The following is a 12,629-nucleotide window of genomic DNA, read 5'->3' as shown; positions in this document are numbered from 1 at the left end:
AACTACGATCCTTCGGACAACGCAAGAGAGCCCAATAGGCAGAAATGCCTCACGCTTGTCTCGACACAGCGCTGCCCACTGAAACGGATTGAGAGCCCACTCGCGGCACTGTTTGGTGCCGGGCATGTCCCAGTAGCAACCACATCAAGCCGGCGATCTTTGCGGTGAATACAGGCGTTGCACCGATCATCAAGTTGAAGAACATGAAGATCGGCAGCGCCTGGGCCAGCCTTCGCTGTGCCGGCGTTCGTCCGGCAGGATAGAGAGATACGAACAACCAGAACCCCAGCATTCCGAAAATCGTCCCGGCATAGACAATATAGACATAGCCGCTATCGGCGAAAAGCGCGGCCTTATCGGCATAGAAGCCAAGAAAGCCATAGATATCCATTTCGGATATGTGGCGCATGGTGAGCACGATACGGCCGCTGAGATTGTCGCCTCTCGCGTCCGGCTTGAATAGATACACCATAGTACCTGCAAAAAGGATCAGCGGCATCGTCAAGAGGCTTAGGAGTTTCGGCAAGAGCGGAAACACGAAATACCCCACGAAACAAATCGCAGAGAAAGTCAGCATGGTGCGAGAGGCTGTCGTCAGCAAAATCAATGCGATGCAGGCGATGAGCAGAAATCTCATCCCGCGCCGCAGCTCGTCCCAAAAGTACAAGGTATACATCATCATGACGCCGGCGAAGTTTGACAACGAGACCTGCTCAAGAAAGAGCGAAGAGGCTCTGTGGCCAATCAATCCAAAGCTGAGCCGCCCCTCGAAGCCGAGTGCATTGCCAAACAGGCCGGTCGTATCCCATTCTGGCGGTTTGAGCCCGCGTGTCGTTTCGAAATAATAGCCGGGCTCGAAGATGTCGGCGTAGAGCGGAAGTGAGAAAATCTCACATAGCAACACTGCCATTACAACCGCCAGCGAGACCATAAAGGCGGCCTTGACCGTTCTTCGATTGGCCCATGACCCAAGAGTCGCGAAGCAAAAAACGATAAGAATGTTGCGGAGATAATCGACGAATACGATACGGTTGATAGCCGACATATAGAACGCGATCACAAGTGTGAACGCCATGAAGCAGGAAATGCCGATATCGTCTCTGGACATGCCCTTGCCCAGAATGAAGAACAAGCCAGCGAGCAAGATCAGGATTTCTGCAGCCGCCACGTGAGAAAAACTGAGCGGCATCACATGCGCATTTATAATCGCAAGCATGCTGTTGTAGACCACGGACGAAGCCGCGACTGCAATAACATAGTCGTTGCGGCCCTCTAGCCTATCCTGTTCTCTCACCGCATCCAACACCCACGAATCAATGTACAAGCATCATAACAAACCAGTCGTGATTATGAGGAATCGAACTCCGCCTTTCTGCTCAACGGGCAAATCGGTTTCGATGAAAGTGTCGCAGATTTAAACACAGACACAGAGGCGCCGTGCCGGCACGAAGCACCACAACGCCCAAAAACCGGCATCGATCGCAGATTGCTCAATAGGCAGCGACCGCGCACTCTACGCCAGCACCGAAGGAAGACTTTAAGGCAGAAGGAACGGGCCGACAAAATTCGCGGTGAAGCCATACCAATATCTGGTTGCTGCCAACCATCGGCCAAAAAAGAGGCTTCCTAAGCTAGCCACTTCATAGACCGCTCTCGACAAACGAGAAGGTGGGATTCGAACCCACGATACCCTTGCGAGTATGCCGCATTTCGAGTGCTGTGCTTTCGACCACTCAGCCACCTCTCCGGTCACACTGGTCGGCGCTTGTTGGCGCGGGCTGTCTCATAGCGGCAACTCACCCCCCACGCAAGAGCGAATGTGATGCTTTTTCCACTCTCCTTTGAAAACACCGGCACCCTCACCCATAGCGCCGTAGTGAGCCGCCGGCCGATCGGAAGCCTGGCGTGCGACAGTGCCCATGACGACCTCTCTCCTAAGGGCAACGCCCTCCCCCAGCCCCTCACCCGTCAGATGCGTGGCAAAGGCGATCGACGCCTCTGCCATTCCTCTTTCTGCCGGCGGCTTTCCGAGAGTTCGACGGCACCGATCCGCTCGGCGTTTGCCCTGAAGGGGAACCCGCCCCATTGTCTGCAGCTGTTCATGCTCTTCGACGAGCACAAGCTTTGCGCTTCGCTGCTCGACCTCCTCGACGAACCGCCAAGCTGTCGGCTGCCGATCATTCCAGCCTCATCGAAGACGAAAATTCGCCTGATCCAGGTTCTGCCCTGCCCGCCGGCCATCTGTGTTCCCAGGAGGCGGGCATTCGGGAGAGGATCCCGGAGGGTTCCTCCAGCCCCTCCGCCACCTTGCCGGCCAGCGCTACGCCGTGCACCCGGTAGCCCTGCGCCTTCCACGCAGTGCGCGCCGCTTCCAGCATGGTCGACTTGCCGGCACCTGCAAAGCCGATGACGCCGGCAATCTGCTCAGGTCCGGTGACATGCCACACGCCAAGACGTTGTTCTTCGCTCAGGCCCGCGTGTAGCGTCGAACGGGGCTCACCTGTGGGTGAAGCTGGTGTGTGCTGTTCAACTGTTTGCGAGGTTGAGCCATCTGTCATTGCCCTGAGGGCCTCGTCCTATAGCCTCAAGGCGCGGTCGACATGATGTCGATCGACGCCATGGCCGCTCCCATTATGGGATGCGTGCGAGCCGACTTGAGTAAATGAGTGGCGGCTCATGCGATCCGCACGCACGGCCATGGCGTGCTCGATCTCCAGAATCTCGCGCGTTGTGTAGCGGGCAAGCTCACCGCCTGTTTCCTTCTGCAATTCCATCAGGGCCTTCGAGGCTATGACTGCGGCAAACGCATTGCAAACCCCTTTTGATCTTAGATGTAGCGACGAAGCGCGCGGGCGACATCGTATCGATCGAAGACGCTCTTCTCCCCGGCAATCAGCGTCAGAACCTGCTCCGGCTTCTGCCGGATCAGCTCGGCATCGCGCCGTGCTGCCTCCTCGTCATCCGGGTCTGCCAGGCATGCTCGCCGACTCCCTCCCTGACACGTTCGGCATCGCTCTGAAAGATACATGGCTCGCGACGCAGGGGCGATCGGCTGGCAGCTTCAATCCGGTCGAGCGCCTTTGCTATATCGGTACGCGCGGCATGGGCGCGCTTGAGTTTCACTCCACGATTTTCAAAGGGCCGCGCAAATCACAGCGCCTAGAAATTGATTCGCGGACCAAACTCGCCAACGAGGTCCTCAACAATCGCGCCAACCTCACCGATGTCCTCAAAGACAATGACGACCACGAAACGCTGCAGGAGATCCTTCGCGTCGGGACATCCGCAAGGCACGCGCGCGCCAAGGCCATCCTCGCATGGAACGAGGAGACCGGCGAATCTCGATCCGGCCAGGTCAAAGCCTGGGAAGGCTTCACCCACTGGCTCATGAAGCTCGACGGCATCTCAAACAATCGCGACAAGGAGTTGGCCGATCCGCAGGGCTGCGCTGCCGGCATCGACATGACCGAATGCCGCGTCCACCACGAAGGCGGCCGATTACATTTCATGACGCAATGCTTCGATCGCACCGTCAGCGGCCAGAAGTTCCACATGCAGTCGCTCGCTGCCATACGCCACTGTGATTTTAATGCGGCCGGAGCCATTCCTACGAACAGGAGGTCGAGACGATCCGGCTGCTCGGCCTACCCACTTGCCCACTTCCGACATCGAGCAACAGTTTCGTCGAGCTGTCTTCAACATACTCGTCCGAAACCACGACCACCACGTCAAGAACATCGCCTTCCTCATGAATCGAAAAGGCGAGTGGCGGCTGTCACTGGCGTTTGATGTCAGCTAGGCTTCAAATACACCGCCTGTGGGAAACTAAAATGATTGGCTTGGCTCGACCAAGCTGCGCTGAGGCTCCTTGACCGCGCATACTCGAACTTCGCAATAGCGGCTCGCCATTCGAGCAACGGACTGGCCTTCGATTGCGTGCGGCGGCGGTATCAGCCTGTCGGATCGGCGCTTGTCGACCACGACAAAATTTCCGCCCGTCGCTCGAAAGTCTTCCTGCCTTTCTTAAAACCCATCAGGACAGGAGCAATGCTGCCGAAAGCCTCGTCTTCATCCGTGGCATCTTGAACGATCAGATCTGCGAAGTGGCCGGGTGCTAAGCCATAGGCGTCGATACGCATCAGCCGGGCAGCGTCTCGCGTGATCAGATCAAGGCACCGGGAGAAGCCGTCGGGACCGATATGCATGATATTGGCGTAGAGATTGGCCATGCGGAGCAAGGAACAATCCCCATAAGGCGTGAACGGATTCATCACATTGTTCGTCGCGATCGACGTCGTTATGCCGCGCTCCGCCAAAATATGGACAGGCGCCACACCGCGTGCGGCACGAAACCCCTTGTCGCGCCCGTTGAGATAGAGATCGGTCGATGGCAGGGCAGTGACCGCAACACCGGCGGCCGATAGCTGCGTGACATGCCGCTCGAAGGTCCCCTCCTCCATCGCGGCGAGTTTGGTGACGTGTCCGATCGCCACTCGTCCCTGCCGCCCCTTGGCTTCCGTCAAACGACAGATGTCATCCATATGGGTCCAGCTTGGGTCGAGATCGAAATCCAGGTGGAAGTCGAGATCGACATCATGGCTCTCTGCCATGGCAAATATCCGCTCCATATGCGCGGACGGATCGCTGTCGGTATAGGGACAGCCCCCTAAGAGATCCGCGCCACTGTCCAGCGCCTGCTCCAGCAGTGCCTCGGTGCCGGGATCGTTGAACAGGCCCTCCTGCGGGAAGACGCAGATAGAGAGGTCGATGGCGAAGGCATAGTCGCGCTTCAGCCGCTGGATGGCCGCAAGGCTTCGCAGACCGACGCGAGGATCGACCTCGACATGCGTGCGCATGTGCATGGTGCCTTGCAGGATCGCCATTTCGATGGTTCGGGCACCACGCCGATAGACATCTTCTTCCGTGAATTGCTGCTTCAGCCGCGACACGGCCGCCACTGCACCCTTCAAACCTCCCCCAACGCCCTTGCAGCAGGCGAGAAGGCAGGATTTGTCCAGATGGACATGGGTGTCCACGAAACCCGGCAGCACCAGGCGGCCCCCGACATCCTCTACGACATGAGCTTTTTCTTCCCCGCGCTGCGCAACAGGAATGATCGCGGCAATGCGCCCATCACGGATGCCGATGTCACTCAGGGCCCCGCGCCCCTGCAGGGCAGCGTTGCGGATCAGGGTATCGAAGGTGGGAATGGAACGCATGCTTGAAGCCAAAACAAGAATTGAATAGAGTAACTGTATGCAGTTTAATGTCGATCATGGCAACAGACGGGGATATAAGATGAACGACAATGCCCAGCGCGACCTTCAGGCAGTCAAGGATTACCTGGAGGCCTCCATGGCGCCAGACCCCGTGCGGGCAGCGCGATATGTGGGTGCAAACTTCGTCTGCAGGTTCACAGGCAATCGCGTGTTCGATACGCCGAGCGGCCCCACCGGGTTCAACGCCTCCCGCTACAAATGGGTAAAGAAGCGAATCGAGCGTTATGACGTCATGCCAGGTGACGGCGAGACGATCGTCTACAGCCTCGGCTATCTCTACGGCGAATGGCCGGATGGCCGTGGCTTCGACAATAATCGCTATGTGGACCGCTTCGTCGTGCGCGATGGGCTGATCGTCGAGACCGACGTGTGGAACGACAGTGCCGAATGGATCCTCGATCCCACCTGCGCACGGCAATGAAATGCAGGCCTAGACAAGTTCAATCGGCGTAGGGCGCAAGGATATTCATCAGATCCCGGCTTCTGGCGCCCGCACTTTGCAACAGGGCCCGCGATGCGACGGCCTCCAGATGGTCGTCCATCAATGCGCAGGCCCGCTCGGCTGGGCCCTGCTTGATGGCGTCGATCAATTCCAGATGCTCGCTGACAGCACAGTCCGAAGAATGAGGACGTGCGAAAGCGGACAGGGACAGGCCGGCGCGGTAGCAGATCTCCGTGACGTAGCGAATGAGAATGGGCTTTCCAGTCATCTCCGCAAGCCGGACATGAAATTCCGTGGCCAGCCGAATTGATGTGCCTTCTGCGCCGTGGCGTGCTTCATGCTCTGCCTCGACGATAGCCTTCAACTGCTTGACTTGAGCGTCCGTCAGCTTGCCCGCCAGATGGCGCACCACCTGCCGTTCCAGATCGACACGGATGTCGAAGATGTCTCTGGCGTCCTCGAAGGAAGGCGTCACCACAACGGCAATCCGGTTGCGCCTCAGGTCCACCAGACCTTCGGCCGCCAGCTGACCAAGCGCATGTCTGGCGATCGTGCGGCTGACGCCGAAACGTTCACCCAGCGCATCTTCGGGCAGCCGGTCCCCCGGCAGCAACGCGCGCTCGATGATGGCCGTGCGAAGAGCATGGCAAATGCCCTGGACGCGATCGATTTCGCTCCGCGGCCGACGCTTCTCAGATGCCATGACTGGTTCCCTTCATGCTGCTCTGGATAATCCACCCACACCGCTTTTTCAACTCGTGTCGATGCTGCAACAGCAAGCAAACTGCACAAATTAATTGCATGCACTTTTTGCATGGACATGTTCAGGGGCCAGAATCACCTTGATTGCCGGACTTCGACGTCGATCGAAAGATCTGGCATGCTCGTTGCATGCAGTTCACCCAACAACTGATGGTGAGGTGCATGATCGATTTTTCAGAAACGGGAGACAGACATCCAGTGGCAGTCGAGCTGTCCCAGGCGGCCGTATCCTTCGGCCGCGGAGAGAGAGCCGTCTCGGCCTTGCAGGAAACGAGCCTCAAGATTGCCGAGGGCGAATTCCTCGCACTCGTTGGCCCGTCCGGGTGCGGCAAGTCGACGATTCTGAAACTGGCCTCCGGCCTGTTGCAACCGAGCCGCGGCGCGGTGATCGTCGGCGGCAAGGAGGTCAGCGCCAAGGCCCTGCGCATCGGCATGGCCTTCCAGAACCCAACGCTTCTTCCCTGGCTGACCATCGAACGCAACGTCATGCTGCCGTTGAAGATCGTCCGTCCGTTCCGCTCGCAGTACCGTTCCAAGAAGAATGCGGAGTATCGCGATCGCGTCCACGCCCTTCTGGCCGACGTCGGGCTGCAGCGCTTCGCCAACCATTATCCCTGGCAGCTGTCCGGCGGCATGCTGCAGCGCGCCAATCTTTGCCGTGCGCTGGTCCATGACCCGAGCCTTCTCCTGCTCGACGAACCCTTCGGGGCGCTCGACCAGTTCACCCGCGAGGAGCTCTGGGCGACGATGCAGTCGCTCTGGATGAAGCGCAAGCCGACCGTCCTTCTGGTGACGCATGACCTCAAGGAGGCCGGTTTCCTGGCATCGCGCATCTGCGTGATGAGCGCCCGCCCCGGCAGGATCATCGACGACAGCACCGTCACATTCGCCCGCCCCCGCACGGTCGCGATGACCTTTGAACCGGAATTCACCGCGCTCAACCAGCGCCTGCGGGAGCTGATCATCGATGCCCGCGCCGACGTCGCCGAGGAGGCTTGAGATGTCCTATGCTTTTCGCCGCCGTTTCTGGGCAGGCTTCCTGATACTCGCATTCTTCGGCCTGTGGGAGGTCCTGTGCATCGCGCTGCAGGTCTCCGATCTCGTCCTGCCCCGCCCCTCGCAGATCATGGCGACGCTGGTGGACCGCTTCGATGTCCTTTGGCCGCATATCCTGCAGACCTTGTGGACCACGATGGTCGGCTTCCTCCTCGGCGTCACCGTCGGCCTGCTGATCGGCGCCTGCATCGGCACCTCGCGGATTGCCTATGACACCGCCTATCCCCTGCTGATCGGCTTTTCCTCGATCCCCAAGGTCGCCGTGGTACCGATCTTCGTCCTCTGGTTCGGATCCGGTTCCGTGCCGGCGATCCTGACGGCGCTGGCCATGTGCTTCTTCCCGATTGTCGTCAACATCGCAACGGGCCTTGCCACCACAGAGCCCGAACTTGAGGACGTCCTGAAGTCTCTGGGGGCGAGCAAGCTGGACATCCTGTGGAATGTCGGTCTGCCACGGACCATGCCCTTCTTCTTCGCCTCTCTGAAAATCGCCGCGACCTTTGCCTTCGTCGGCTCCGTTCTGTCGGAGACCGTCGCCTCCAACCGCGGCATCGGCAATGTGATGATGACGGCCTCCTCCAATTTCGACGTACCGCTGGTCTTTGCGGGGCTGTTCATCCTCGCTGTGCTCGGCGTGCTTCTCTACGCCGCCTTCTCTCTCATCGAAATGCGTGTCGCCGGATGGGCGAACCGCCGCAACGATCTCACCACCACCGCCTGACCCTCGAACAATCGGAGCTCACCATGCTGAAGACATTTCTCTCCACCGTCGCTCTCGGCCTTTGCCTGAACAGCGCGGCACTTGCGGACACCACGATCAGGCTCACCCTGGGCTGGAAGACACAAGGGTCGGACGCCGCCTTTCTGCTGGCCAAGGAGGCAGGCTATTTTGAAGCGGAAGGTCTCGACGTCACCATCGACCAGGGCGAAGGCTCAGCGGCCACCGTCACGCGCATCATGTCGGGCAGCTACGACGCAGGCTTCGGCGATATCAATGCCATCATTCAGAACGCCGCGACCCGTCCCGATGAGGCACCGGTCATGGTCTACCAGATCTGGAACAAGCCGCCCTTTGCGATCGTCAGCAAGAAGGAGACCAACATCACGGCGCCGGCCGACCTCGTCGGAAAGACGCTCGGTGGCGCACAGGGAACGCCGACGACCCGGCTGGTGACCGTTCTCGCCACCCTCAACGACGTCGACATGACCCAGGTGAAAATCGACAATATGGGCCCCAACCTGCAGGAACCCATGCTGATCAAGGGTGATATCGACGGCGCGCTGGTGTTCAACATCACCAGCTGGTTCAACCTCATCAACAACCGCCAGGATCCGGCAAAGGACTACAACTGGCTGCTGTTTGGTGATCACGGCCTCGATCTCTACTCGAACGGGCTGATGGTGTCGCAGAAGCTGATCGCCGAGAACCCGCAGGCCGTCGCCGGTCTGGTGCGTGCCGTCAACAAGGCCGCCATCGAGATCGGACTCGACACCGAAAAGGGAATGGATTCCGTTGTCGCTTACGACAACCTCGTCAAGCGGGACCTCGAGCACGATCGCCTCAAGTTCTCCTACGAGAACCTGATCGTCTCCCCTGAAGTCGAAAAGCTCGGCCTTGGCGATCTCGATGACAGCCGGCTGACACGATCCATCGACATCGTGGCCGAAGGCTATCAACTGCCCTCCAAGCCAACGGCCGATCAGATCTTCGACCGTCAATTCCTGCCGCCACTCGAAGAGCGCAAGCTCACCTACACAGTCAACTGATCCAGTGACCAGGTCGGCGGCCTCCTGCCGCCGGCCACAACCCCGCGCGAGCAATCCACAATGCAGCCAACCAATTCCAACCCATTGGAAACAGGCGTCGTCGTCAGCCCTCACCCGCTGGCAACGGAAGCCGGCAGGGCCGTGCTGGCACGTGGGGGCAACGCGATCGAAGCGGCTGTCGCAGTGGCCGCGGCATTGGCCGTGGTCATGCCCCATTTCTGCGGCCTGGGCGGCGATGCCGTCTGGCTTGTCTGCGACCGGGAGGGTCGACGGCGCTGTTTTCTCGGCATCGGCCAGGCTGCCGCCGGGGTTACCGTTCCGACCCACGCCATTCCAACCCGCGGCCCGTCATCCATGTTGACGTCCGCCTGCGCCGTCGACAGCTGGGGTCATGCCCTCGCCTTCAGCGCAGCGAATTGGGCTGGTCGGGAAAGCTTCGCAGACCTCATGTCTCCGGCAATCGAACTGGCCGATGGTGGGTATACCCCAAGCGCCTCCCAGGATTTCTGGCTGGACTTTCGCGCGCAAGAGCATCCCGCATGGCCCGGGTTTGCAGCCATCTTCGACCATCGCAGCGACGCAGGGCTGCTACGCCAGCCAGAGTTGGCCGCAAGCCTCCGTTGCCTTGCAGACGACGGATACCGCAGCTTCTATGAAGGCGCCCTGTCCGAAGCGATCGCGGACGGCCTTGCGAAAACAGGCTCGCCGCTCAACGCCGTGGATCTTGCTGCCACCCGCACGCGCGAGGTCGATCCGCTGGCGCTCGATTATCGCGGTACGCTGCTCCTGGCGCCGCCGCCCCCGACGCAGGGCTGCTCGACGCTTGCCATCATGGGCATCCTCTCCCGGTTCGATCTCGCAGAGACGGCCCCGGCGACCGCCGCCCGGATGCATCTGCTGGTAGAGGCGACCAAGCAGGCATTCCTGAACCGGTCATCGATCGGCGACCCGGATTTCAGGGCTGAAACCACCGATCCTGCCGCGGCCATGCTTGAGGCCGACAGCCTCGACGCCGGGGCACGCAAAATCGATCCCGCATCCGCCATGCCCTGGCCGCATCCAGCCAATTCTGCAGACACCGTCTTCTTCGCCGTCGCCGATGCTGCGGGACGTTGCGCCAGCGTCTTACAGAGCACCTATTTCGATTGGGGAAGCGGTATCACCGTCCCCGGGACAGGCATTCTCTGGCAAAATCGTGGTGCAGCCTTCTCGACTGAACCCGGCCACCCGAATTGCCTGGCGCCGGGTAAGCGGCCCTTCTACACCCTCAACCCGGGCATCGCGATCCGCGATGGCGCCCCCTTTCTCCTCTACGGCACGCAAGGTGCCGACGGCCAACCGCAGACACTGTCGGTATTGCTGACCAGCCTGATTGACGACAGCATGGCGCCCCAGGCGGCGCTGGCCCAGTCGCGCTTCTTGCTGGGACGGACCTTCTCCGACAGCCGCGACAGTCTGAAGATCGAGGGGTCGCTGCGTACCGAGGAGGTCGACGCGCTTTCGGCCCTCCGCCATGAAGTCGCAGTGCTGCCTGCTCTCTCCCCGATTTTCGGGCAGGCAGGCGTGATCCGCCTGTCTAGCGATGGAACGGTGGAAGGTGCCCATGATCCCCGCGGCGACGGCTGCGCGGCTGATGTTTCCTTATCGCCGGACCAGAACCGATGACCCATTCCGGAGAGCTCTATGCCAGCCACACGATCGGCGAGCCTCAAGGTGCGCAGAAGAGGCGCCTTATCCGATGGCAGCAGGGAGTCATCACGGCCGTGGAAGACGCTGGCCCTGCAGCACCCGGTATCCAGCGCACACTGGTGATGCCGGCATTGGCCAATGCCCATGATCATGTACGGCCGCTGCCGATGTCATCCTTCGGGACGGCATTCCTGCCCCTGGAGGCATGGCTGCCGCGTACGGTCCTTGCGACCCCGCCGGAGGCCTACAAGGCCGCCTTGGCGCCGCTCGCGCGCGCGGCCCTGTCCGGCTGTGGCGCGGTCATGGTCCACTACACACGCCCCAGCGGCAAACTCGATCCTGTCGAGGAAGCCTGCGAAGTGGCAAGGGCCGCACGGGACGTTGGTCTGAAGATTGCCTTTGCCCCGGCGATCCGCGACCGCAACCCGCTTGTCTACGGCGACGAAACGGCCGTGCTCGAGACCCTTCCACCCGACATTGCGACCCTGCTGCGGGATACTTATTGCCGGCCATCCCTTTCTCCCGAGCGCCTGATCGAGACGACGGAACAGATCGCCGAAGCCATCCAGGGACACATGGTCGATGTGCAGTTCGGACCGGCTGGCGTGCAATGGTGTTCCGATGAACTTCTCCGGGCGATAGCCCGCCGCTCTGCCGAAACCGGCCGCAGGGTCCATATGCACCTCCTCGAGACGCCCTATCAGAGGCGGTGGGCGGACCTCACTTTCCCGCAAGGCATCGTCAGCTACCTCAAGCACATCGGCATGCTCTCGCCGCGGTTGACCCTGGCGCATTGCGTCCATGCCCGTCCGCATGAGCTGGACATCATCGCCGATGCGGGCTGCCGCATTGTCACCAACTCCGGATCCAACCTGCATCTGCGCTCCGGCCTAGGACCCGTCGCCGATGCTCGGCGGCGCGGCTGCCACGTCGCGATCGGCGTGGATGGCCAGGCCTTCGACGAGGACGACGACATGATCCGCGAGATCCGTCTCGCCAACGCCCTGCACGGCGGGACGGGCTTTACGCAGACCTGGTCGCGGCAGGACTTCCTCCTGCAGAGCATCTCCCATGGACGGCAGGCGGTCGGCATGCCCGGGACCGGCAAGATTGCTGTCGGAGAACCGGCGGATTTCCTTCAGCTCGACTACGACCGACTCGATCGCGACAGGATCATGGAGGTTGAGCCCGTCGACCTGTTCTTTGCTCGCGCAAACTTACGACATGTGCTGCAGGTGATCGTGGCGGGGAAGACCATTGTCGCGCAAGGCTATTTACCCGGCATAGACCTCCAAGCCGTGGAGAACGAATTGCGCAGCACCTACCGACAGTCGGTTCGACGATTCGACGCATTGAGTCGCGACTGGCCCCTCATCGAGGCAGCCCTCGCGCAATGGAACATGGCCTATAACGGCTGCTGCTAGCACTTACATATCCGTTGCCTGGTGAAGAGCGATGGCAGGTTGAACACCGTTTGGTACCCTCGAGAGGATCCAGGCGTCTCCAGTCGGGAAATCAGGATAGAAAACTCCTGTCGTGAACTGGCCCAGTTTTCAGGATGAGAGCGCAAGGTCGAACCCGTAACGAAGCCACGCAGGCAATGCTGATCAACGGCACTGGGAAAGATCTCTGTG

The 12,629-nt window shown here is 60.5% G+C and carries 11 protein-coding genes, 1 tRNA gene and 2 pseudogenes; 8 read left to right on the top strand and 6 right to left on the bottom strand.

Annotated elements, in window-relative coordinates:
• Positions 1 to 49: 49 nt before the first annotated feature.
• From E9677_RS10630 to E9677_RS25875, 4 genes and pseudogenes are all read right to left on the bottom strand, one after another.
• Entirely contained in the window at positions 50 to 1,324 is a 1,275-nt protein-coding gene (locus tag E9677_RS10630) for a hypothetical protein (protein WP_205910123.1), read from the bottom strand.
• Between the two features lie 336 nt (positions 1,325 to 1,660).
• Positions 1,661 to 1,747, bottom strand: a tRNA-Ser gene (locus E9677_RS10625).
• 135 nt (positions 1,748 to 1,882) lie between these two features.
• Positions 1,883 to 2,474, bottom strand: a pseudogene (locus tag E9677_RS25880) (AAA family ATPase); the annotation flags it as partial.
• Between the two features lie 102 nt (positions 2,475 to 2,576).
• Complete coding sequence (locus E9677_RS25875) at positions 2,577 to 2,774, bottom strand: hypothetical protein (RefSeq protein ID WP_408014706.1); 198 nt, start codon at positions 2,772 to 2,774, stop codon at positions 2,577 to 2,579.
• Between the two features lie 16 nt (positions 2,775 to 2,790).
• On the opposite strand from E9677_RS25875, the pseudogene E9677_RS10615 reads away from it, so the two are divergent.
• Together E9677_RS10615 and E9677_RS25870 are read left to right on the top strand one after the other, a co-directional pair.
• Positions 2,791 to 3,525, top strand: a pseudogene (locus E9677_RS10615) (HipA N-terminal domain-containing protein); the annotation flags it as partial.
• Between the two features lie 64 nt (positions 3,526 to 3,589).
• On the top strand, positions 3,590 to 3,799 hold the full coding sequence (locus E9677_RS25870) for a HipA domain-containing protein (protein WP_408014712.1): 210 nt from the start codon (positions 3,590 to 3,592) through the stop codon (positions 3,797 to 3,799).
• A gap of 151 nt (positions 3,800 to 3,950) precedes the next feature.
• On the opposite strand, the gene E9677_RS10610 is transcribed toward E9677_RS25870, so the two are convergent.
• Positions 3,951 to 5,219, bottom strand: a complete 1,269-nt coding sequence (locus E9677_RS10610) for an amidohydrolase family protein (RefSeq protein WP_136558050.1) — start codon at positions 5,217 to 5,219, stop codon at positions 3,951 to 3,953.
• Between the two features lie 79 nt (positions 5,220 to 5,298).
• Between E9677_RS10610 and E9677_RS10605 the strand changes: the two genes are divergently transcribed.
• On the top strand, positions 5,299 to 5,700 hold the full coding sequence (locus E9677_RS10605) for a nuclear transport factor 2-like protein (RefSeq protein WP_136558049.1): 402 nt from the start codon (positions 5,299 to 5,301) through the stop codon (positions 5,698 to 5,700).
• Positions 5,701 to 5,719: 19 nt separating this feature from the next.
• Here E9677_RS10605 and E9677_RS10600 read toward each other — a convergent pair whose 3' ends face one another.
• On the bottom strand, positions 5,720 to 6,424 hold the full coding sequence (locus E9677_RS10600) for a GntR family transcriptional regulator (RefSeq protein ID WP_136558048.1): 705 nt from the start codon (positions 6,422 to 6,424) through the stop codon (positions 5,720 to 5,722).
• Positions 6,425 to 6,645: 221 nt separating this feature from the next.
• Between E9677_RS10600 and E9677_RS10595 the strand changes: the two genes are divergently transcribed.
• From E9677_RS10595 to E9677_RS10575, 5 genes are read left to right on the top strand one after another with little or no spacing between them, the layout of a single operon-like run.
• Positions 6,646 to 7,482: an ABC transporter ATP-binding protein gene (locus tag E9677_RS10595; protein ID WP_136558047.1), complete on the top strand. Its 837-nt coding sequence runs from the start codon at positions 6,646 to 6,648 to the stop codon at positions 7,480 to 7,482.
• Position 7,483: 1 nt separating this feature from the next.
• Positions 7,484 to 8,260, top strand: coding sequence for an ABC transporter permease (locus E9677_RS10590; RefSeq protein WP_136558046.1), 777 nt, complete (start codon positions 7,484 to 7,486; stop codon positions 8,258 to 8,260).
• A gap of 23 nt (positions 8,261 to 8,283) precedes the next feature.
• On the top strand, positions 8,284 to 9,306 hold the full coding sequence (locus E9677_RS10585) for an ABC transporter substrate-binding protein (protein ID WP_136558045.1): 1,023 nt from the start codon (positions 8,284 to 8,286) through the stop codon (positions 9,304 to 9,306).
• A 60-nt stretch (positions 9,307 to 9,366) separates the two neighbouring features.
• Positions 9,367 to 10,971, top strand: coding sequence for a gamma-glutamyltransferase family protein (locus E9677_RS10580; protein ID WP_136558044.1), 1,605 nt, complete (start codon positions 9,367 to 9,369; stop codon positions 10,969 to 10,971).
• Complete coding sequence (locus E9677_RS10575) at positions 10,968 to 12,419, top strand: amidohydrolase family protein (RefSeq protein WP_136558043.1); 1,452 nt, start codon at positions 10,968 to 10,970, stop codon at positions 12,417 to 12,419. Before E9677_RS10580 ends, E9677_RS10575 begins: the two co-directional genes overlap by 4 nt.
• The last annotated feature ends 210 nt before the right edge of the window (positions 12,420 to 12,629 follow it).

This window comes from Peteryoungia rhizophila (assembly GCF_004912145.1).
In the GTDB taxonomy this organism is placed as follows: domain Bacteria; phylum Pseudomonadota; class Alphaproteobacteria; order Rhizobiales; family Rhizobiaceae; genus Allorhizobium; species Allorhizobium rhizophilum.
The sequence above is the reverse complement of the archived record's forward strand: the minus strand, read 5'-3'. Positions and strand labels throughout refer to the sequence as shown.